Genomic DNA, 21,049 nt, shown 5'->3' on the forward strand with positions numbered 1-21,049 from the left:
GGCCCTTGAAATTGTGTCAGACGCTGTAATGCAAAGGGAGCCAATTTGGCTCCCTTTTTCATGCTGGTGAATGGCGAGGATTACTCGCTAACCACTGCTTTGGCGGCCATCACCATGGCGGTGCCGTGCTTGCCACCGGCGGCGGTCACTTGCGGTACGCCATCTTCGTCGGTGTCGCTGCCAGCGCCTTCGATGATGTTCTCGCCGGAGTCACCGATCCACTCGGCCATCTGCATGCCACCGTTGACGGTGCCACGGAACCAGCTGACGTACTGACCGGTCAGCTTGGCCAGCTCCAGCTCGGGCGCCTTCTCGGCCCCTTCGTTGCGCAGGTTCAGCATGGCAGAGCGCAGGGCGCCGGAGATGGCAGCCTGGGTCCAGGGGGTGTATTCACCCTGTTTACCCGCCAGCCAGGTGCCCGCCTTGGCATTGAAGTAGGCCTTGTCGGCAGAGATGAACAGCTCGCGGGCGGCAGTGCGGTACTTGGCATCGGAGGTAGCGAGGAACGCCGCGGTCAGACCACGGATGGCTGCGAACTGCGCATCGATGGAGTGGCCGGCATCGAGCTTGCCACCCAGGGTGATGCCGTCATGCACCAGACCATTTTTGCCCTTGAGGTTGGCAAGGATGAAATCGGCCTGTTTGCGGATCAAGTCGAGCGCCTCTTGACCCTGCTTGGTCTTGAGGTTCAGCTCGCCATTGTCACCGGCGGCGTAACCGACCGGCAGCGCATCCTGAGCGCGCTGGAAGATCTGCAGGGCGACCAGTGCGTAAGCAGCGTCAAAGGTGGTGACGTGCTTGCCCTGTTTGCCTGCCTGCCAGCTGTCGACCAGGGTGCCAGCCTTGGCATCAAAGTGCAGGGCTGCCAGGTTCTTGAAGGTGAGGTTTGAGAGATTGATCGCCAGCGAGAAGGCATCGCTGCCCGCGACCGCTTTGCCCAGGTCATTGGCCTTGTTGGCAGCCGGTGCGGCGGCAAAGGGCGCGCCGTCAAACACGGCGTGGAAGGCCGGGTTCTGGTTGGTGTTGGCGCTGCGCTGATCGCTGAAGGCATAGAACTCGGAGAGCGGCCACAGCATCATCCAGGCATCGCGCAGCTGGGCGGAGCCATCCATCACCTCCAGCTTGCCGATGGCACCGGCATCGTTGTTGCTGGTTTCAGTCACTTTCACCTGATGGGGGAAGTAAATCACGCCCTTGGCCGGATCGTACTGCGGGGTGATCTTGGCGCCCAGTTGCTTGCCATCGAAGCCGAGCTGGTTCTGCATGATGGCCAGCTTGTCGATGGACTGCTCGGTCAGCATCATGCCATTGAAGCCATCGGCGGCAGAGACGCCCAGCTTGTGCTTGCCATCCTGATCCATGGTGGCGGAGGCGGCTTCAACCTCTTCATCGGTCTTGGCCACGTGCATGCCGCCGAGGAAGTCTTGCGACCACATCACCTCTTTGAGCAGGATACCGCCCACCGCTGCGGGCACCAGCAGGTTGTCGCTGCCGCTCCAGCGCAGGGTGCTGTAGTCGCGGAAGTAGGCTGGCACCTGGGTCTTGACGGTTTTCTCGGTCCCTTTGGCGGTCTTGATGGTGATCTGGTCGCCATTGACCGGGGTGGCGTTGACGGCCTGGGCAAACTCCGGATTGGCGGAGGCGTAGGGCAGGGAGAGAGGATACATGCCCTGCGGCACTTCATCAGCCGGGAAGCCAACGGCATCGGCCATGGCCAACACCCGTTGCCCCAGAGAGGCCATGGTGCCGCCTCGGGCCAGGTTTTGCGGCCCGTTCACCAGATGCGGGCCCATGCCGGATTGGTAGTTGAGGGCGTACATCGCCTCTTCGGAGTATTCGTAGGATTCGATGCCGGCAGCGAAGTCGAACGGGGTCGGCTCATCGGCACGGTTGGCATCCAGCACATCCAGATCCAGCCCCAGCGCTTCGGCCAGCGGCTCACCGGAGAGCTCGAATTCGGTATAGGCCAGCATGTTGGCGGCGGTATTGAATGTTTTGTCTTCGACTTTGACGGCAGCGTGTGCGGCGCCGCTAATCAGTGCGCAGGCGATCGCCTGAACCAGTACGGTTTTTCTCATGTCCCTTCTCACCATTGGTTTTATTATTGACGCTTCTCATGACGAATCTAAATGAGAATGGTCTGCATTATGCTGTGTTGACGGGGACTTGAGAAGTAAAAAACCGCCCCATTCGGCTGCACGTTGAACCGGAGGTGCGCTGTCGAAGAGGACGGTTATCTGTTGAGCGCGCTGAAAGTGCCGGTGCGGCGGTGATCAGAGCAGCTTGAACGGGATGACCAGACGGCCTGGCTCTACCTTGAGGGCTTCGACCTTCTCCTTGATCCTGGCTTCGTTCTTGCGGCTGCTGTCGAGGCGATAGACCGGGGTCTGCGACAGGAACAGGGAGAGCGACTGATTGAAGGTGGGCAGCAGCGGGGTGAGGGCGGCCCCGATATCGGCCGGCTCGGTCTTGACCGAGACCAGCTCAAGGTCGCGCAGATAGATGGCGCCTTGATCGGCTACATAGTCCGGACGGGCACTCAGGGCAAAGCGGATCTTCATCTGCTGGCTGCCAAGGGGGCTGCTCACCTGCAGGTCGCCAGCGGCGTCCAGCTCGATGCGATCTGCTTGTTTGCGGCCTATACGGCTCTGCATCTCGTCCAGACGGATCTTGCTCGACATGATGCCGGGGATCCCCAGCTGTTTTTCAAAAGAGACCAGATCCTTGAGGTACTGGTTGATTTCGGCCTCGCTGACGTTGTACTGGGTCAGGGAGCAGGCCCCCAGCAGTAGGGCGAGGGGGAGTAACAACAACTGTTTCAACATGATGGATTCCGCTTGGGCAACTATGATGGCGCTATCTTACGCGATAACGGGCGTGGAATGAGAGCCTCATACCGTGGGAAATCACGGAGTTGCTGCATTCCCGATTGTTTTTTGGCAACCGCCGGGTTCATCATCGAAGGGTGAGCGGAATAGGGCTGAGCTGTTGGCTGCGGGCGCAGGTCTACGCCTGAGCAGAGAGAGAACAGAGAGCGAGAAGAGCACAGAGAACGAGGAGAGCGTAATGGTTCGGATGGGCAAGGTTGGCCGCAGGGCGCTGCTGTGGCTTGGCTGCATGATGGGACTCTGGAGCCCGTCGTTGTGGGCCGAGGTGAAAGTGATCCCGGTATTCGAGGCGCAGGCGGCGGTGCAGACCCTCAAGGAGATCTATCCCCGGCTCGGAGTAAGCGCCATGGGCAATCAGCTGGTGCTGAGCGGGACGCCGGACCAATTGCAGGAAGCCGAGGCGACTCTGGCGCAAATCAACCAGCCACCGCAAAGCCTGCTTATCGAGTGGCGGGTGGATGGGCTTTCCAGCAGTGAACAACTGGGCGGTTCAGTAAGCCGTGGCGAGGCCAAACGGCAGTGGTTGCTCGATGGCAATGCCCAGCAGTACCAGCGCAGCCAGAACGACAGCTGGCAGGTGCGCGGGTTGTCGGGTCGTCCCGTGTTGCTGCAAATGGGCTCCTATCAGCCGGTCGTCTTCTATCAGTGGAACGGGGGCGCGGTAGTGGGGATGATGCCGCTGGTGAACGGCCTCTATGCCACCGCAACCCTGATAGGGGACAGGGTGCAGGTTGCGCTCAGCAGCGAGCAGGCGAGGCTGGAGCAGGGCACCATCAATCGTGGGCAGAGCGCCACCGAGCTCAGTGGAGCCCCGGGCCAGTGGCTGACGGTGGGGGAGCTATCCACCAGCTCGGTGCAGCAGGGCAGCACCCTTGGTTCGCAGTTGCAGGGCGGGCGTGGTAGCCAGAGCGATCGCCAGACCCTGCAGATCCGGGTTACTCCCCAATAGGCCTGAACGCTTCGCAATCCGTGCCCGGAGCCCTGTTAGTGGGGCTCATCGGCTGCATATTCGCGCAACTGGCGACTGCGTAGCAGATACCAGAGCGCCCAGAGGCTGGCGACCAGCACCAGCGCGGTGGGCCAGCTGAATGACCACTTCTGCAAGTTGAGGCTGTGCAGTTGCATCAGCAGGCCGCTGGTGGCAGAGCAGAGCAGCAGCAGCGGGCTGTGGCGCCGGAGTCTGGCGCGAATGCTTTGGGTCTGCTGATAGGTGCCGCCGCAGGCGAGCAGTGCCAGCATGGCGGGTACATCGGTCAGCAGGCTGATATAGAGGGTGAGCTTGTCGGGGTAGAAGAGCTCAAGGATCTCGCTGCCGCTTTGGCGGGTGACGCCAGCCATCAGAAAGAGCCAGACCGAGCGGGTCAGTAGCAGGGCGATGGGCCAGAACCAGAGAGGGGGACGAAGCTGGCCGTGATCGTCATAGCGGTGTTCGGGGTAGAGGGTCATGGTTGCCCGATATCCATTCATAGAGTGCAAGTGATGCAAGGGATATGGGGCGAAGGCGAGCCCTTTGCAAGGCGCGGGAGGGGGCGGGAATTAATCGGGGGGACATGCCCCCCAATGCGCGAGAATCTTTTTGTACCGGGCAGCCGGCGTTACAGCCAGCCTTTGCGCTTGAAGAATAGACCGGTGCCGAGCGATGACATCACCATCAGCACCAGCGATAGGGGGTAACCATACTCCCAGGCAAGCTCAGGCATGCGGCCAAAGTTCATGCCATAGATACTGGCGATCAGGGTCGGCGGCAGGAATATTACGGCGGCTACCGAGAAGATCTTGATCACCTTGTTCTGCTCCAGATTGGTTACCCCCATGGAGGCCTCCAGCTGGAAGTTGATCTTGTCGAACAGGAACTGGGTGTGGGGCAGCAGTGACTCCACGTCGTGCAGCATCTCGTCGATCCACTTGTTCTGCTCAAGGCTCATGCGCTGGCGCAGGCTGCGTTTGAGGAAGCGCAAGGCGCGACGGGTATCGTGCAGGGAGAGACGGATCTGGCCGTTGGCCTCTTCCTGGGCCATCAACTCCTTGAGCATGGGGTTGATCTGATCCGGCTCGAAGATCTGATCGGCGGTGTTTTCCAAGGTCTTGTAACCATCTTCGATAAGGTCGGAGAGGTACTCTACCTTGAGGTTCTGCACCTCCAGCAGGATGTCGAGGGCATCCTCCACCTCCAGCCGATCCTGGCGCATATAGTGGCGCAGCAGACGAACCAGCCCGATGTCATCTTCACGAATGCTGATCAGCAGGTTGTTGCGCAGGGTAAAGGATACGTGGACACCCTTGGTGTCACGACCGATCCGCTGGGGAAACAGGGAGTGAATGTGCAGACCATCGGTATCCCAGTAGAAACGGGCGGATGCTTCGATGTCGTCGAGCTCTTCCTTGTCGGGAACCTCTTCCAGGAACAGGCCCGTCAACCATTCTCGCTCTGCCGTGTCCGGCTTGTAGGCATCCAGCCAGACCGTGTTGTCAGGTACTATGTCGTCAGGCCCGAGCGTGACTATGTCCAGCACCTTGTTATTGAGAATGTAGGCGGTGATCATCTGTCCCCCCTTAAAAAGTCATGGGTAATCAGGGATGGTTGCACAGGTCATGCGGCCTTAGATCGCTGCAGAAGGCGATCCCGTGGATAAGCAGATCGGGCCGATGGAAAACCTGAATGCGGCGAACTATACAGGGGCGGGCCGCGCTTGTCAGGGGCTATTCATCAGGGATTCAGCTTGTTTGTTCAAAAAAACAGCGAGGTCGGATCACCTGAGCGGCTATGCGGGGTAGAACCCAGCCTTTGGCTGGAGGAGGGCTAGCTGGGGCTGCTTGTTGCCGCTGCCCCGCTTCATCACATATTCGGATAGTTGGGCCCGGATCCCCCCTGTGGCGGCGTCCAGATAATGTTTTGACTGGGGTCCTTGATATCGCAGGTTTTGCAGTGGATGCAGTTGGCGGCGTTGATCTGCAGTTTGGCCGCACCTTCCGTTTCCAGTACTTCAAACACCCCGGCCGGGCAGTAGCGTTGAGCGGGTTCTGCCCAGGTGGGCAGATTGACCTCGACCGGAATGCGCTCGTCCTGCAGCTTGAGGTGGCAAGGTTGATCCTCGTTGTGGCTGGTGTTGGCCAGATACACAGACGAGAGTTTGTCAAAGCTCAGCTTGCCATCGGGTTTGGGATAATGGATGGGCTCGCAGCGGCTGGCCACACGCAGCTGACGATAATCGTGAGCCTTATCGAGCAGCTTGAAGGGCGAGTTTGCGCCAAACAGCCGCTGCTCCAGCCAGTTGAAGGCACCGCCCAACCAGGGACCATAGCGGTGAAGCGCCGCGCCGAAGTTGCGCGCCGCCTTGAGCTCGCGGGCCAGCCAGCTCTGGTGCAGCTCGTCACCATACTGGGCCAGATCCCGGCCACCCTCATCGCCCCCCCGCAGCGCCATCGCGACGGTTTTTGCCGCCAGCATGCCGGACTTCATGGCGGTGTGGATCCCCTTGATCCGGGAAAAGTCGAGGGTGCCGGCATCACAGCCGATCAGCAGGCCGCCCGGGAAGTGCATGCGGGGCAGGGCGTGCCAGCCCCCCTTGGTGATGGCGCGGGCGCCATAGCTGATGCGCTCCCCATCTTGCAACACGCCAGCGATAAGCGGGTGATGTTTGAGGCGCTGGAATTCGTCGAACGGGCTGAGCCAGGGATTCTGGTAGTTGAGATCGACAATCAGCCCGACCGCGACCTGATCCTCCTCCATGTGATAGAGGTAGAAACCGCCGTGGCTATTGCCGCCCCCCTGCTTGCCAAGGGGCCAGCCGCTGCCGTGCAGCACCTGTCCTGCTTTGCCTTGGCCAGCAGGCAGTTGCCACAGCTCCTTGAAGCCGATGGCATAGTGCTGGGGCTGGGCAGGGCTTGCCAGGTTGAAGTCGGCGATCAGCTGCTTGCCGAGATGACCGCGGGCCCCTTCGGCAAAGAGGGTGTAGCGACCGAGCAGTGCCATGCCGGGCACATGATCAGCCTTGGGATTGCCCACCCGATCCAGCCCCAGATCGCCGGTGATGACCCCCTTGACCCGGCCCGCGTCCATGATAAGTTCGCTGGCGGTAAATCCAGGGTATATTTCGACTCCCAGTTTTTCCGCCTGTTGGCCAAGCCAGCGGCAGAGATTGCCGAGGCTGATGATGTGACAGCCCTCATTGTGCATCCGGGGCGGCACCGCCCAGGCGGGGAGTTGCAGGGAGCGTTGCTCGCTTTGCAGCAGATGCACCTGATCGTCGTTGACCGGTACGCCGAGCGGCGCTTGCTGCCAGCAATCCGGCAGCAGCTCTTGCAAGGCGACGGGATCAAAAAGGGCGCCGGAGAGCAGATGGGCGCCAATTTCCGCTCCCTTCTCCAGCAGACAGACAGAGAGAGTGGCATCCTGCTGTTTCAGGGCGATGGCTGCACTGAGCCCCGCCGGACCGCCGCCGACGATGACGACATCAAATTCCATTGCTTCCCGTTCCATCTTGCCTCTGCGCTCTGGTTGGCCTAGGGTAATGCTGGTAGTTTACGTAAACGTAAAGCAGTTGTAAGCAAAACTGAGCAAGAAAAAGCAAAAAATCAGGGAAGAGCGTACTGCAACAAACGCAGAGGCACACTAATGAATTCAATCCAAAGAGACGAGGCATGACCCCATGAAGCTGCTGGTCGCAATCAAACGGGTAGTCGACTACAACGTCAAGATTCGGGTGAAGGGAGACGGCTCCGACGTGGAGCTGGCCAATGTGAAGATGGGGATCAACCCCTTTTGTGAAATTGCGGTGGAGGAGGGGGTCAGGCTGCGGGAAGCCGGGGTTGCCAGCGAACTGGTGGTTGTGACCTTTGGCCCTGAAGCTGCCGCCGAGCAACTGCGCCATGGGCTGGCGCTGGGGGCGGATCGGGCGCTGCATTATGTCACCGATCAGACGCTCACCCCGCTGACTGTCGCCCGCGCCTTGCACAAGGTGTGTGAGCAGGAGCAGCCGGATCTGGTGCTGCTCGGCAAGCAGTCCATCGATTCAGACAACAATCAGGTGGCCCAGATGCTGGCTGCCCTCAATGAGTGGCCGCTGGCGACCTGCGCGTCCTCCCTCAAGGTGGAAGCGGGAGAACTGCTGGTGACTCGCGAAATTGACGGTGGCCTAGAGACCCTGCGCATGCCGTTGCCTGCGGTGGTAAGTGCCGATCTGCGTTTGAATGAACCGCGCTTTGCTTCTTTGCCCAACATCATGAAGGCCAAGCGCAAGCCGCTTGATAGCGCCCCGTTCTCGACACTCGCCGTTGAGGTGGCCAATCAGACCCGCTTGCTCGGGGTGATGGCGCCGCCAGCCCGCAGCGCCGGGATCAAGGTGGGCTCGGTGGACGAGCTGGTGGACAAACTCAAACACGAAGCGAAGGTGCTGCCATGAGCGTGCTGATCATTGCCGAACATCATCAGGGCCATCTGGCCGACAACGTGGCACAACTGGTGACCGCAGCCGGCTCAATCGGCGGTCAGGTCGATCTGCTGTTGCTCGGGCAGGGGCTGACCGAGGCGGGTGAACAGGCGGCAACTCTCGGCGGTGTCGACAAGGTTCTGCTTGCCGAACATCCCCTGCTGGCCGACGGGCTGCTGGATGGGGTGGACAAGCTGCTGGCCAGCTGGTGTCAGGGTTACAGCCACTGCCTGATGGCGGCGAGTACCATGGGCAAGGCGCTGCTGCCACAGGTGGCGGCCCGGCTCGGGGTGGAGATGCTCTCCGAGGTGACGGCTATCGAGAGCAGCGACACCTTCCTGCGCCCCATCTATGCGGGCAATGCCATTGCCAGAGTGGCAAGCTCGGCGCCCGTCAAAGTGATGACGGTACGGGCCACCGCGTTTGCCAAGGCGGCGACAGGCGGACAGGCTCTTATCGAGCACTTGGCCGTGCCCGAATTCGCTGGCCGTACCCGGCTGGTCGAGCGCCGCGCGGTGCGCTCCAGCAGGCCCGAACTGACCGCCGCCCGGGTGGTGGTCTCCGGTGGCCGGGCACTGGGCTCCAAGGCGCAGTTTGCCCTGATTGAGGCGCTGGCCGACAAGCTGGGTGGGGCGGTGGGGGCATCGCGAGCCGCCGTTGATGCAGGATATGTCGCCAACGATCTGCAGGTGGGGCAGACCGGCAAGGTGGTGGCACCCGAGCTCTATATCGCGGTCGGTATTTCGGGCGCCATCCAGCATCTGGCGGGGATGAAGGAGTCGAAGGTGATCGTGGCCATCAACAAGGACAGCGATGCCCCCATCTTTCAGGTGGCGGACTACGGGCTGGTGGGGGATCTCTTCACTCTGCTGCCTGAGCTCACCGCCAAACTGTAAATTTGTCAGAAATGGCTGAGCTGTGGTCGTTTATGCGCTCTGCCCGCCATTTCTGTGCATGTTCCCTGCAAGCCCTGACCCGTTCAGGGCTTTTTCTACTGCAAGGGAGACGCAGAGTGACGGTAAAAGGTTGAGCCAGCTCCCAAAAAGCCTTTGATCCGCTGGCTGCTCTTGTGTAAAACCTGACAAGTCATCGATTACTCTCATCCACTCACGGAAAGCGTCATGAGCAAACAGATTTACAACTTCTGCGCCGGCCCCGCCATGCTGCCGGTTGAAGTCATGGAGCGCGCCCAGCGCGAATTTTGTAATTTTCAGGGGCTGGGAGCCTCGGTCATGGAGCTTTCCCATCGCGGCAAGCCCTACATGGCGGTTGCCGAGAAGGCCGAAGTGGAGCTGCGCGAGCTGCTGGCGGTGCCGGACAACTACAAGGTGCTCTTCATGCACGGCGGTGGCCGCGGTCAGTTCTCCGCTGTGCCCATGAACCTGCTGGGCGGGGCCAACAAGAAGGCGGACTTCCTGCTGACCGGTGTCTGGTCCCAGAGCGCGGTGGATGAAGCCAAAAAGTATGGCGATATCCAGACCTTCCAGGGGGTTGCCAAGAACGAGCAGGGGATCTCCCACCTGCTGCCGACGCCGGCGTTTCGCGCCGATGCGGCCTATGTTCACTACTGCCCGAACGAAACCATCGACGGCATCGAGATGTTCGACATCCCGGCCACCGGCGAGGTGCCGCTGGTAGCAGATCTCTCCTCCACCATCCTCTCCCGTCCTCTCGACGTGAGCCGCTTTGGCATCATCTATGCCGGTGCCCAGAAGAATATCGGGCCGTCCGGGCTTGCCATCGCCATCGTGCGCGATGATCTGCTGGATCAGGCAAGAGCCGATGTCCCCTCGATTTTTGACTACAAGCTCACTGCCAAGAACGACTCCATGTTCAACACGCCGCCCACCTACGCCTGGTATCTGGCCGGTCTGGTGTTCGAGTGGCTCAAGGAACAGGGTGGCCTCGAGGCGATGGAAGCGCGCAACAAGGAGAAGGCCGACTTCCTCTATGACTATCTCGATCAGTCGAGCTTCTATGGCAATCAGGTGGATGTCAGCTGCCGTTCGCGGATGAACATCCCGTTCCAGCTGAAAAATGCCGAGCTGGACAAGCAGTTCCTGGCCGAATCGGAAGCGGCTGGTCTGCTGGCGCTCAAAGGGCACCGCATTGTCGGCGGCATGCGCGCCAGTATCTACAATGCCATGCCGCTGGAGGGGGTGAAGGCCCTGGTCAGCTTTATGGATGGCTTTGCCAAGCGCCACGGCTGATAAGAGAGCTCCACCTGTTTGCTGGCGGCCTCTCGTGACAACCCGTGAGCCGCTTACAGCTATTGCAGTGATTCAAGACGCCGGGTATACCCCGGCGTTTTTTTCAACAGAACCAGCGCGCTGGCGTTTGCCGTGCGATTTCCGCTGAAAGTGCCCTTGCCGAGCGGGACGCAGGCTGTTAACGTCCGGACAGGCGTTTATTTTTGAGATAGCACAGGAAGTCTATGAATTCGTTGCGTTTGGAACCCATTTCACGTGTGGCCGGTGAGGTCAATTTGCCCGGCTCCAAGAGTGTCTCTAACCGAGCGCTGCTGCTGGCGGCGCTGGCTCGTGGCACCACCCGTCTGACCAACCTGCTCGACAGCGATGACATTCGTCATATGCTGGCTGCGCTGACCCAGCTCGGGGTCAAGTACAAGCTCTCCGCCGACAAGACCGAGTGTACTGTGCAGGGTCTGGGCCGCAGCTTCGCGGTGAAAGAGCCGGTCAATCTGTTCCTCGGCAACGCCGGTACTGCGATGCGACCGCTCTGCGCCGCGCTATGCCTTGGCTCCGGTGAATACACCCTGGGCGGCGAGCCGCGCATGGAAGAGCGTCCCATCGGCCATCTGGTGGATGCCCTGCGTGAAGCGGGTGCCCATATCCAGTACCTGAAACACGATGGTTATCCGCCGCTGGTGGTGGATGCCAAGGGGCTGTGGGGCGGCGATGTGCACGTCGATGGCTCCGTCTCCAGCCAGTTCCTGACCGCATTTTTGATGGCGGCGCCGATGGCGGCCGGTGATACCCGGATCCACATCAAGGGGGAGCTGGTCTCCAAGCCCTACATCGACATCACCCTGCACATCATGAAGCAGTTCGGGGTGGTCATCGAGCACGACAACTACAAGCTGTTCTACATCAAGGGCAACCAGACCTACATCAGCCCGGGTGATTTTCTGGTGGAAGGGGATGCCTCCAGCGCCTCCTACTTCCTCGCGGCGGGTGCCATCAAGGGTAAGGTGCGGGTCACCGGTATCGGCAAGCACAGCATTCAGGGTGATATCCAATTCGCCGACGTGCTGGAGAAGATGGGCGCGCGCATCACCTGGGGCGATGATTTCATCGAGGCGGAGCAGGCGCCGCTGCACGGAGTGGATATGGACATGAACCATATTCCCGATGCGGCCATGACCATCGCCGTTGCCGCGCTGTTTGCCGAGGGGCCGACCTCCATTCGCAATATCTACAACTGGCGGGTGAAGGAGACCGATCGTCTGCACGCCATGGCGACCGAGCTGCGCAAGCTGGGCGTCGAAGTGGAGGAGGGGCATGACTTTATCACCGTGACCCCGCCGACCCAGCTCAAGCATGCCGAGATCGATACCTACAACGATCACCGTATCGCCATGTGCTTCTCGCTGGTGGCGCTGTCGGATATCCCAGTCACCATCAATGATCCCAAGTGCACCTCGAAGACCTTCCCGGATTACTTCGACAAGCTGGCCAGTATCAGCCAGCGTGGCTGATCACTGACAAACCCGTCATCACCGACGCTTCGGGCCCGCGCTGAGCGGGCCTTTTTGCCTTCCTCATCCGCACTTCCATTTCGCCTAGCATCATTTCAATAACTTGCAAGATTGATATATAAAATAGTTTTATGATTGCTGTAATTTCCTATTTACACATGCCCTGTCGCGGGCTATGTTGAGATTTCCTAATCGCAGTCATCTAGCAGGAAGCATTGTCATGCAGCATCAAACCGACGACGTTCGTATCAGTGAAATCAAAGAGTTATTACCCCCGGTTGCGGTGCTTGAGAAGTTTCCGGCTACCGAGGTTGCCTCGTCCACCGTTTTTGAATCCCGTCAGGCCATTCACAATATCCTGGCCGGCGAAGATGATCGTCTGCTGGTGGTGATTGGTCCTTGCTCCATCCATGATCCGGTTGCCGCGCTGGAGTACGGCAAGCGCCTCAAGGCGCTGCGCGACGAGCTGAAAGGTCAGCTGGAGATCGTGATGCGGGTCTACTTCGAAAAACCGCGCACCACAGTGGGCTGGAAGGGGCTGATCAACGATCCGTACCTCGACAACAGCTGCAAGATCAACGACGGTCTGCGCATTGGTCGCAAGCTGTTGCTGGATCTCAACGACATGGGGCTGCCAACTGCCTCCGAGTTCCTCGACATGATCACCCCGCAATATGTGGCGGATCTGATGAGCTGGGGCGCGATCGGTGCCCGTACCACCGAATCCCAGGTACACCGCGAGCTGGCCTCCGGTCTCTCCTGCCCGGTGGGCTTCAAGAACGGCACTGACGGCACTATCAAGGTGGCCATCGATGCCATTGGCGCTGCCAGTGCGCCGCACCACTTCCTGTCGGTCACCAAATACGGTCACTCCGCCATCGTGGCGACCCGCGGCAACCCGGACTGTCACATCATTCTGCGTGGTGGCCGTGAGCCGAACTACAGCGCGGCCCATGTCAGCGAAGTTGTGAAGGGGCTGGAGAAGGCTGGTCTGCCACAGAAGGTGATGATCGACTTTAGTCACGCCAACAGCAGCAAACAGTTCAAGAACCAGATGGTGGTGGCTGAAGATGTAGCCGGTCAGCTGCGTGCCGGCAGCAAGGCGGTGTTTGGGGTGATGGTGGAGAGCCATCTGGTGGAAGGCCGTCAGGATCTGGTGGAAGGGTGTGAACTCACTGTTGGCCAGAGCATCACCGATGCTTGTATCGGTTGGGCCGATACCGAAGTGCTGCTGCGCAACCTGGCGGATGCCGTCGCAACCCGCAACGCCCGCTAAAGCCATCCCTGCGGCGCTGTTAATAGTCAACGCGCCGCTGGAATAGCAACGATGCCGTTCGGCCAAATCGAATCCATAAAGCAAAAGCGCGACCCTCGGGTCGCGCTTTTTTGTTGGTGAAGTGGATTACCAGCGGTAGGTTTTCAGCAGAGCCTCCAGTTTCTGACACTGCTCCACCAGCTGGATGCTGGCGAGATTGGCGGCGTGCGCCTGACCCAGGGTGTCGTTGGAGGTGTTGCGAATATCGCTCACCGAGCTGTCTACCTCATGGCAGACCCTGTCCTGCTCTTCGGCCGACTGCGCCATCTGGGCGTTGAGATCGTTGATGCGGGCGATGCGCTCGATGATGTTCTGCATGGCTGCCAGGGTCGCTTCGGTCTTGCTGATGCTCTCATCGGCTTTGCTTTTTGCATCCCCGATCACCGTAACTGCGCTCTGGGCCTCATTTTGCAAGGCGGCGATCATCTGGGAGATCTCTTCGCTGGCGGCGCGGCTGCGGTTGGAGAGGGCCCGCACTTCATCGGCCACCACCGCAAAGCCACGGCCTTGCTCACCTGCCCGAGCCGCTTCAATCGCAGCGTTGAGGGCCAGCAGGTTGGTCTGATCGGCAATCCCCTTGATCACCTCGAGCACACCGTCAACCGCCAGGCAGCGGCTGTCGAGTTGCTGGATCACCTGGTCCACCCGATCGATCTCTGCCGACATCTCGCCCATATCGGTGATGGAGTGCTGGGCGAGGCGACTGGTGTCAGCGGCATCCTGATTGGTGAGGGCGGAGAGCTCGGCGCTGTGGCGGGCATGTTCGCGCACCTCATGAGAGCTGGCGGCCAGCTCGCTCACGGCGGCGGCGACCTGGGTAGTCATCCCCTCTTGCTGGCGGGCCGAGTTTTCGGTCTGGGTCGCCACCTGACGGATCTGGTTCGACTCCTGATAGAGCTGGTGGGTCGCCCCTTCCACCTCCTGCAGGCTGTGGCGGAATCCCTGCACCATGTCATTGACGGCGCGGGTCATCTGGCCCAGTTCATCCCGGCTGTGATTGACCAGGGGGAGGGCGAGGTCGCGTTCTTTGGCCATCCGGATCATGGTGAGCTGCAGCTGGCGCAGTGGGTGTTTCACGTAGCGTTGCAATACCCACCAGAGCAAGCCGAAGCCAATGCTGAAGACGGCGGCCAGGCTGCCGCTCAGGATCAGGTTGTTGTGGCGGATCTCGCCGAAGGTGTGGCTGAGGTCATAACTGATCCGCACTGCCCCCATCACTGTTCCTTCATTGACCTGGTGACAGGTGAGGCACTGGGTGCCGCGATACTCCTTGTAGGCTTTGAACGGTTTGATCAGGGTGAGCCGGTTGCCCTGCTGCTCCAGGATGGCTTCGCCCTGATTGATGGCACGCTCATCGAGGGGATCCTGCGCTTTCTGATCCGGGTGACCCGGGCCAAACAGGTTGCTGACGGCGGGGGCGCGTACCAGACGGGCTTCAACGATGCCCGCTTCACTCTTGAGTTTGGTCTGCACTATCTGCCGATTGGCCATGCCACCGGTCATCATCAGCACGTTCACCTGATCCATATAGGTGTTGGCCATGCTCTCAACTTTCTCCTCTGCCAGCCGGATGGCGAGATCCCGTTGCAGCCAGGCAGAGAGTTCGAAGCAGAGGCCAAAGGTGGTGCTGATGACCAGCGCAAGAGGGAGGAATATTTTCCAGTTCAAGGAGAGGTTATGCATTTTGGGCAAGTTCCATGCGCTTGGTGTTGTTATGTGATCCCGTATCATCTTGATCGTAGACGAAGAAACGGCGGGAGATGGTTCTCTATCGGCACACGATAACCACTCTTGAGTAAATAATCTGTTAAGCAGATCGGTAATGCTGGTTGCCAAAATGACTTCGACGAGCTGCACGGCTCTGCGGGTTGATCCAGAACAAAATGCCAGTAACGATAATCGTTATCATTGTCATTATTTACTAAATAGTGACCACCATGAATCTGACCCCTTCCATGACCGGTATCTCCTCGCCGGATCCCCTCAAGTTTGCCTTTAGCGCCAAGACCTCGGCCCACGCCAGTCGGGGAGGGATGCGCCCCTTCCCGCTGGATGAGGCTGGCTGGCAGAGCTGGTGGCAGCGAGAGAGTGAAGCTGAGGAGCGCGCCCTCTACATCCATATTCCGTTTTGCCGCAAGCGCTGCAGCTTCTGCAATTTCTTTGAAAATGGCGCCAACCCGGCGCGGATCAACCGCTATGTCAACGCTCTGTGCGCCTCCCTTGCGCAGGCGGCTGACACCCCGCTGGCGCAGAGCCTGCCATTTTCAGCCGTCTATGTGGGGGGCGGTACTCCGACCGACATGAGCGCCGACGAGCTGGCCATGCTGGCCGCCGTGATCCGCCGTTTTCCGTTGTCGGCCGATGCCGAGGTGACGCTGGAGGGGCGGCTCAACGGCTTTGATGATGAGAAATGGCAGGTGGCGCTGGCCGGGGGCTTCAACCGCTTCTCATTCGGGGTGCAGAGCTTTGATACCCGGGTGCGTCAGCAGGCGGCCCGTTTCGATGACAGGGAGACGCTGCTGACCCGTCTGGGTGAGCTGACCCGGGATGATGCGGCTGTGATCGTGGCGGATCTCATCTTTGGTCTGCCCGGTCAGGATGATGCCGTGTGGCAGCAGGATATCCGCGATGTGATGGCGAGCGGTGTACACGGGGTCGATCTCTATCAGCTCATCGCCATGCAGGGCACCAATCTGGTGCGGGCGCAGGAGAAGGGCACCCTGGATTGGCTCGCCGATGGCCAGCAGCGGGCGGCCATGTATGCCTATGGCGGGGCGCAACTGGAAGCCCACGGCTGGGAGCGTCTCTCTTGCAGTCACTGGCGGCGCAGTCCGGCCGAGCAGAGTCGTTATAACCAGATGGCCAAGCGCGGTGCGGAGATCCTCCCCTTTGGCGCCGGTGCGGGGGGCAGCATTCTTGGCCACGGCTTGATGTATGGACGGGATCTGGCCCCCTGGCACGACGCGCTGGCCAGTGGCAAGCGGGCGCCCGGGATGGTGATGGGGCGCAATCCCAATGCAAGGATGGACGGTCTGCTGCGCGGTGCCCTCGACAGTGGCGTGCTGGCGCTGGATCGTCTGCCGGTCTCCTTGCGTGCTCATCTGATGCCGCTTATCTCAGCCTGGCAGCAGCATGGCTTGGCCGAGATAAGCCATGAGCGACTGCAACTCACCCTTGCCGGACGCTTCTGGAACGTCAATATGCAGGCTGGCTTGTTCGAGTTCCTGCAGCTCAATCCGCTCGATGGTTCAGCGCCGCCTAGCCATGGTACCGCCGCGGTGCGCCATTCGCTGGTCTGAGCCCGAGTGGAGCATTTGCACGGCTCCGTGTGATCCACAACGAAAGAGGGAGCCTTGCAGGCTCCCTCTTTTGGCTTGGCAGTTAGCGTCGCGCGAGCTTACTCGTCGCTGCTCTCCTGATAGCTGTCGCGCATTGCTTTGGGCAAGCGGCGCATTGGCGCAAAGCCGATATCCTCGCCCACCACTTCCCGCTTGCGGGACTTGTTTTGAGGAGACTGGGCGGGCTTCTTGGAGGCATCATCCTTGGCTTTGCCCTTGCCTGCGGCAGGTTTGCCTTTGGCATTGCTCTTGGCGTTGGCATGGCCGCGAGCCCGGGGCGGGTTCTGCACCGGCTTGCTGCCCGGCAGAGTCTGGCGACTCGGCTTGCCGCTTGGCTCATACCCTTCCAGGATCTCCACGGTCAGGGATTGGCCGATCAAGGCTTCGATAGCCTTGAGCTGACCCAGCTCGTCCTGGCTGACCAGCGAGATTGCCTCGCCGCCACGACCGGCGCGGCCGGTACGGCCGATACGGTGGATGTAATCCTCCGCCATCTGGGGCAGTTCGAAGTTGATCACGTAGGGCAGTTGATCGATATCCAGACCGCGGGCGGCGATATCGGTTGCCACCAATACCCGAACGTCGCCACTGCGAAAATCGGCCAGCGCCCGGTTGCGGGCTCCCTGGCTCTTGTCACCGTGGATCGCCACGGTATTGAGGCCATCTTTTTGCATCTGCTGGGCGAGGCGGTCGGCGATCTGCTTGGTGCGAACAAAGACCAGCACCCGCTGCCAGTTGCCACGGCCAATCATGTGGGAGAGCAGCTCGCGGCGGCGTTCCCGATCCACCTGAATGATGCGTTGGGTCACCTGCTCGGCGGCAGTATTGCTGGGGTCCACCTCGATCAGGGTGGGGTCGTTCAGCAGGTCATCGGCCAGCGCCTTGATGTCGTTTGAGAAGGTGGCAGAGAAGAGCAGGGTTTGCCGCTCTGCAGGCAGCGCCTTCATGATGCGGCGGATGTCGACGATAAAGCCCATGTCGAGCATGCGATCCGCTTCATCCAGTACCAACACTTCCAGTTGGCTCAGGGTCAGGGCGCCCTGGGTCAGCAGATCCAGCAGACGGCCCGGGGTGGCGACCAGAATGTCCACCCCCAGCTTGATGGCGTCCAGATTGGGCTTGATGCTGACACCGCCATAGGCGATCAGAGTCTTGAACGGCAGGTGGTGGGCATACTTTATGATGCTCTCGCCCACCTGTGCCGCCAGTTCGCGGGTCGGGGTGAGCACCAGGGCGCGCACCTGACGTCGGCCGCGGCCATGGTTGGCCAGCAGACGCTGCAACATCGGCAGGGTGAAACCGGCCGTTTTGCCTGTGCCTGTCTGGGCGCCGCCGAGCACATCCTGACCGGCCAGAATGGCCGGAATCGCTTGCTGCTGGATGGGGGTTGGCTGTTCGTAACCCAGCTCCTTGACGGCCCGCAGAATATGCGGAGACAGACCCAGTTCGTTGAATGACATGTTCGAGAGAAACTCCTGAGATGAGCCTTTGGCTCAACGGGTAGCTAGCATGTTGGGGCCAGCCACGATATGGAAAAGATAGTGGGGCCGTAATATAGCAAAAGAGCGGCCGCTGCGCAGTAGCTGTCGCACCGGCCGCCATAGAATCGTTCAACGCAGTGGCGTAAAACGGTGCGGGAGCATCAGAGCATCTCGCGGATCTGCTCGGCCAGGCTCTCCGGTTTGGCCTGGGGGGCAAAGCGCTCCACCACGTTGCCATCGCGGTCGATCAGGAACTTGGTGAAGTTCCATTTGACGTTTTCCAGCCCAAGAAAGCCCGGTTTCTGTTGCTTGAGCCACTGGTAGAAGGGGTGGGCATGCTCACCGTTGACATCGCACTTGGCCATGATGGGGAAGGTGACCGGATAGTCGAGGGAGCAGAAGCGGGCGATCTCGTCCGCATCCCCCGGCTCCTGATTGCCGAACTGGTTGCAGGGGAAGCCCAAAATCACCAGACCCTTGGGGCCGAGATCCCGATAGAGCGTTTCCAGCCCTTCATATTGGGGAGTAAAGCCGCAGCGACTGGCCACATTGACCACCAGCACTACCTTGCCCGCCAGTTGAGTCAGCGGGTAGGGAGTACCATCCAGTCGTTGCAAAGTGAGAGCGGGCAGAGGCATAAGAAGCTCCTTTCGTGGGTGATGCGCGGGTTGTGCCGTGAGTAGTTCGGTCGGTGACAGAGACAAGCGCCGGATGAACAGCAACATGGCGATGCGGATACGGTATCGGCTGGCTCTTGGCACCGCAAGGAGGCCGCGGCGCCTCCTCGTCCCGATTGCAAGGGCCATCACAGTTTCGACAGCCAATACGCTCTTTGGCAGGGCGGGATCACAACTGGCGACAAAAATGCGGGGCGGCGGGCAGCAACTCGCGTATTGATGTTGGGACTTCTCAAGAGAAGCAAACCGGTTTGTGACTTTGCCGGGAAGTCGCTACAAAGCGCCCTATTTCCACTCATTGTGAGCCAATCTTGGACTATCAAGCTGCCATGGATGCCATTTACACCCGGGGATGGGTGATAGTGGATGATTTTTTGACCGCCACCGAGGTGGATGCCCTCAAAGCCTGTTTGCCAAGCGAATGGCAACCGGCCGGGATCGGCCGTGACGCCCTGCACCAGGGCAATCCCGACATTCGCCGTGACCAGATCCACTGGCTGGAGCCCTCCCTCGGTGCGCCGGTGGCCGACTACCTCGCCCGGATGGAGTCCCTGCGTCTTGCCGCCAACCGGATGCTGATGCTGGGATTGTTCGACTACGAGGCCCACTTCGCGCGCTATCGCAGCGGGGATTTTTACGCCACTCATCGGGATGCTTTTGCCGGTCGCTCCAACCGCCGTCTTACCACCGTGTTTTACCTAAACAACGACTGGCTGCCCGAAGCGGGTGGAGTGCTGCGCATGTATGACGACAAGGAGCAGTTTCTGATGGATGTCAGCCCCAAGGGGGGGCGACTGGTCATGTTTCTCTCCGAGGAGTTTCCCCACGAGGTGCTGCCTGCCAATCGCGAGCGCTACAGCATTGCCGGCTGGTTTCGGGTTAATGGCAACGGCATGGGAAGGGTCGATCCCCCGCGCTGAGGGGCAATGTGTCCCGATTTTGACACAGGGGAGACTTTTCACTGCAAGAAGTGGGGTCATGGGTCTCCCATCAGCTGACAAGGGTTGATCTCCCTTGCTACACTGGCGCGCACTTATGTTCGTATCTGGCTTCGTCCGGTTTTTATGGTGGTTGGCTTATCAAATGGTCATGACGAGGCCGCTTTTCCCAAGGGATCACATCTAATGAAGAACATGCATGTCTTGCTGCTGTGCGGCGGCGGTGGCTCCGAGCACGAGGTTTCTCTGCGCAGCGCCAATTTCCTCGAGCAACAACTGGGCCTTCTGCCCGGTGTCGAAGTGACCCGCGTCGAGATGTTCGCCGATCGCTGGCTCAGTGCCGATGGCCGTGAGTGCAAGCTGGGGCTCGACAAGCTGCTTTCGTTTGACAGCGTGGCCCGTCCGGTGGATTACGTGGTGCCCTGCATCCACGGCTACCCGGGTGAGACCGGCGATCTGCAATCCTTCCTCGAGCTGGCCGGATTGCCTTATCTCGGTTGCGATGCCGAGGCGAGCAAGATCTGCTTCAACAAGATCAGCACCAAGCTGTGGCTCTCCGCCATTGGCATTCCAAACACTCCGTACCTGTTCCTGACCGAGCAAAATGAGGCCGCGCTGGCCGAGGCCAAAGCCGCGCTGGCCAAGTGGGGCAAGGTCTTTATCAAGGCCGCTTCCCAGGGCTCTTCCGTTGGCTGCTACTCCGCCAGCAACGAAGCGGATCTGGTGAAAGGCATTGCCGATGCCTTCGGTTACTCCGAGCAGGTACTGATCGAGAAGGCGGTCAAGCCGCGCGAGCTGGAAGTGGCGGTTTACCAGTATGGTGACGAGCTGGTGGCGACTTATCCGGGCGAGATCTGCGTGCCGCAGGACAAGTTCTACACCTATGAAGAGAAGTACAGCAGCGCCAGCCATACCGAGACGGCACTGCGTGCCGAGGGGTTGACCCAGGCGCAGGCCGATGCGATCCACGAGTATGCCCTCAAGGCGTTCCGTCAGCTGAAACTGACCCATCTCTCGCGCATCGACTTCTTCCTGACTGAGGAGGGGGAGATCCTGCTGAATGAAATCAATACCTTCCCGGGTATGACCTCCATCTCCATGTTCCCGAAACTGCTGGAGCATCACGGTCACCGCTTCGCCGACTACCTTGAGCAGATCCTGCGCAAGGCAGCTAAGCGTGCTCTCCCGCTCGCGGGATGAAGCAGAACCCAATAAAAAAATCCCCGCCAATCGGCGGGGATTTTTTTATGCCTTTATCAAGCGGG

The 21,049-nt window shown here is 60.2% G+C and carries 17 protein-coding genes; 9 read left to right on the forward strand and 8 right to left on the reverse strand.

The genetic code is table 11. The features are described from left to right. Positions 1-80: 80 nt before the first annotated feature. A complete protein-coding gene (locus tag LRL22_RS02445) occupies positions 81-2,078 on the reverse strand; it encodes a hypothetical protein (RefSeq protein ID WP_042080399.1) in 1,998 nt (665 codons plus the stop codon). Positions 2,079-2,273: 195 nt separating this feature from the next. Beyond that, positions 2,274-2,825 (reverse strand): lipoprotein, encoded by a 552-nt coding sequence (locus LRL22_RS02450; protein ID WP_270904621.1) that lies wholly within the window; start codon positions 2,823-2,825, stop codon positions 2,274-2,276. A 292-nt stretch (positions 2,826-3,117) separates the two neighbouring features. On the opposite strand from LRL22_RS02450, the gene LRL22_RS02455 reads away from it, so the two are divergent. Beyond that, positions 3,118-3,837, forward strand: coding sequence for a hypothetical protein (locus LRL22_RS02455; protein WP_425292802.1), 720 nt, complete (start codon positions 3,118-3,120; stop codon positions 3,835-3,837). A 35-nt stretch (positions 3,838-3,872) separates the two neighbouring features. Here the strand turns inward: LRL22_RS02455 and LRL22_RS02460 are convergent, their stop codons facing one another. From LRL22_RS02460 to LRL22_RS02470, 3 genes are all read right to left on the reverse strand, one after another. After that, positions 3,873-4,334: a DUF2919 domain-containing protein gene (locus LRL22_RS02460; protein ID WP_247822659.1), complete on the reverse strand. Its 462-nt coding sequence runs from the start codon at positions 4,332-4,334 to the stop codon at positions 3,873-3,875. Between the two features lie 149 nt (positions 4,335-4,483). After that, positions 4,484-5,431 carry a magnesium/cobalt transporter CorA gene (gene corA, locus LRL22_RS02465; protein WP_026456618.1) on the reverse strand — a complete coding sequence of 316 codons (948 nt, stop codon included), beginning with the start codon at positions 5,429-5,431 and terminating at the stop codon, positions 4,484-4,486. Positions 5,432-5,724: 293 nt separating this feature from the next. Continuing rightward, positions 5,725-7,368, reverse strand: coding sequence for an electron transfer flavoprotein-ubiquinone oxidoreductase (locus LRL22_RS02470; protein WP_270904623.1), 1,644 nt, complete (start codon positions 7,366-7,368; stop codon positions 5,725-5,727). A 169-nt stretch (positions 7,369-7,537) separates the two neighbouring features. On the opposite strand from LRL22_RS02470, the gene LRL22_RS02475 reads away from it, so the two are divergent. From LRL22_RS02475 to aroG, 5 genes are all read left to right on the forward strand, one after another. After that, positions 7,538-8,290, forward strand: coding sequence for an electron transfer flavoprotein subunit beta/FixA family protein (locus LRL22_RS02475; RefSeq protein WP_270904624.1), 753 nt, complete (start codon positions 7,538-7,540; stop codon positions 8,288-8,290). Next, positions 8,287-9,213: an electron transfer flavoprotein subunit alpha/FixB family protein gene (locus LRL22_RS02480; RefSeq protein ID WP_123173227.1), complete on the forward strand. Its 927-nt coding sequence runs from the start codon at positions 8,287-8,289 to the stop codon at positions 9,211-9,213. Before LRL22_RS02475 ends, LRL22_RS02480 begins: the two co-directional genes overlap by 4 nt. A 225-nt stretch (positions 9,214-9,438) precedes the next feature. Next, a complete protein-coding gene (serC, locus tag LRL22_RS02485; RefSeq protein ID WP_270904625.1) occupies positions 9,439-10,527 on the forward strand; it encodes a 3-phosphoserine/phosphohydroxythreonine transaminase in 1,089 nt (362 codons plus the stop codon). Positions 10,528-10,751: 224 nt separating this feature from the next. Next, the gene (aroA, locus tag LRL22_RS02490) at positions 10,752-12,035 is read left to right on the forward strand and encodes a 3-phosphoshikimate 1-carboxyvinyltransferase (RefSeq protein ID WP_270904626.1); all 1,284 of its coding nucleotides are present in this window, start codon (positions 10,752-10,754) and stop codon (positions 12,033-12,035) included. 220 nt (positions 12,036-12,255) lie between these two features. Continuing rightward, a complete protein-coding gene (aroG, locus tag LRL22_RS02495; RefSeq protein ID WP_005351268.1) occupies positions 12,256-13,311 on the forward strand; it encodes a 3-deoxy-7-phosphoheptulonate synthase AroG in 1,056 nt (351 codons plus the stop codon). A gap of 126 nt (positions 13,312-13,437) precedes the next feature. On the opposite strand, the gene LRL22_RS02500 is transcribed toward aroG, so the two are convergent. Further along, the gene (locus LRL22_RS02500; protein WP_064336256.1) at positions 13,438-15,033 is read right to left on the reverse strand and encodes a methyl-accepting chemotaxis protein; all 1,596 of its coding nucleotides are present in this window, start codon (positions 15,031-15,033) and stop codon (positions 13,438-13,440) included. Positions 15,034-15,287: 254 nt separating this feature from the next. On the opposite strand from LRL22_RS02500, the gene hutW reads away from it, so the two are divergent. Further along, entirely contained in the window at positions 15,288-16,649 is a 1,362-nt protein-coding gene (gene hutW / locus LRL22_RS02505) for a heme anaerobic degradation radical SAM methyltransferase ChuW/HutW (protein ID WP_270904627.1), read from the forward strand. Positions 16,650-16,747: 98 nt separating this feature from the next. Here hutW and LRL22_RS02510 read toward each other — a convergent pair whose 3' ends face one another. Then, complete coding sequence (locus LRL22_RS02510; protein ID WP_266133891.1) at positions 16,748-18,148, reverse strand: DEAD/DEAH box helicase; 1,401 nt, start codon at positions 18,146-18,148, stop codon at positions 16,748-16,750. 182 nt (positions 18,149-18,330) lie between these two features. Continuing rightward, a complete protein-coding gene (locus LRL22_RS02515; protein WP_270904628.1) occupies positions 18,331-18,807 on the reverse strand; it encodes a glutathione peroxidase in 477 nt (158 codons plus the stop codon). A 350-nt stretch (positions 18,808-19,157) separates the two neighbouring features. On the opposite strand from LRL22_RS02515, the gene LRL22_RS02520 reads away from it, so the two are divergent. Both LRL22_RS02520 and LRL22_RS02525 read left to right on the forward strand, forming a co-directional pair. Next, a complete protein-coding gene (locus LRL22_RS02520; RefSeq protein ID WP_040066372.1) occupies positions 19,158-19,766 on the forward strand; it encodes a 2OG-Fe(II) oxygenase in 609 nt (202 codons plus the stop codon). Positions 19,767-19,970: 204 nt separating this feature from the next. After that, a complete protein-coding gene (locus LRL22_RS02525; RefSeq protein WP_270904629.1) occupies positions 19,971-20,984 on the forward strand; it encodes a D-alanine--D-alanine ligase in 1,014 nt (337 codons plus the stop codon). The last annotated feature ends 65 nt before the right edge of the window (positions 20,985-21,049 follow it).

Origin of the sequence: Aeromonas sp. PI_26 (assembly GCF_027854445.1) — a bacterium.
Taxonomy (GTDB): Bacteria; Pseudomonadota; Gammaproteobacteria; order Enterobacterales; family Aeromonadaceae; genus Aeromonas; species Aeromonas veronii.

Bases quoted from the DNA above. Each gene is read 5' to 3' on its own strand.
- LRL22_RS02445 (WP_042080399.1), bottom strand. From the start codon at position 2,078: ATGAGAAAAACCGTACTGGTTCAGGCGATCGCCTGCGCACTGATTAGC.
- LRL22_RS02450 (WP_270904621.1), bottom strand. From the start codon at position 2,825: ATGTTGAAACAGTTGTTGTTACTCCCCCTCGCCCTACTGCTGGGGGCC.
- LRL22_RS02455 (WP_425292802.1), top strand. From the start codon at position 3,118: ATGATGGGACTCTGGAGCCCGTCGTTGTGGGCCGAGGTGAAAGTGATC.
- LRL22_RS02460 (WP_247822659.1), bottom strand. From the start codon at position 4,334: ATGACCCTCTACCCCGAACACCGCTATGACGATCACGGCCAGCTTCGT.
- corA (WP_026456618.1), bottom strand. From the start codon at position 5,431: ATGATCACCGCCTACATTCTCAATAACAAGGTGCTGGACATAGTCACG.
- LRL22_RS02470 (WP_270904623.1), bottom strand. From the start codon at position 7,368: ATGGAACGGGAAGCAATGGAATTTGATGTCGTCATCGTCGGCGGCGGT.
- LRL22_RS02475 (WP_270904624.1), top strand. From the start codon at position 7,538: ATGAAGCTGCTGGTCGCAATCAAACGGGTAGTCGACTACAACGTCAAG.
- LRL22_RS02480 (WP_123173227.1), top strand. From the start codon at position 8,287: ATGAGCGTGCTGATCATTGCCGAACATCATCAGGGCCATCTGGCCGAC.
- serC (WP_270904625.1), top strand. From the start codon at position 9,439: ATGAGCAAACAGATTTACAACTTCTGCGCCGGCCCCGCCATGCTGCCG.
- aroA (WP_270904626.1), top strand. From the start codon at position 10,752: ATGAATTCGTTGCGTTTGGAACCCATTTCACGTGTGGCCGGTGAGGTC.
- aroG (WP_005351268.1), top strand. From the start codon at position 12,256: ATGCAGCATCAAACCGACGACGTTCGTATCAGTGAAATCAAAGAGTTA.
- LRL22_RS02500 (WP_064336256.1), bottom strand. From the start codon at position 15,033: ATGCATAACCTCTCCTTGAACTGGAAAATATTCCTCCCTCTTGCGCTG.
- hutW (WP_270904627.1), top strand. From the start codon at position 15,288: ATGAATCTGACCCCTTCCATGACCGGTATCTCCTCGCCGGATCCCCTC.
- LRL22_RS02510 (WP_266133891.1), bottom strand. From the start codon at position 18,148: ATGTCATTCAACGAACTGGGTCTGTCTCCGCATATTCTGCGGGCCGTC.
- LRL22_RS02515 (WP_270904628.1), bottom strand. From the start codon at position 18,807: ATGCCTCTGCCCGCTCTCACTTTGCAACGACTGGATGGTACTCCCTAC.
- LRL22_RS02525 (WP_270904629.1), top strand. From the start codon at position 19,971: ATGAAGAACATGCATGTCTTGCTGCTGTGCGGCGGCGGTGGCTCCGAG.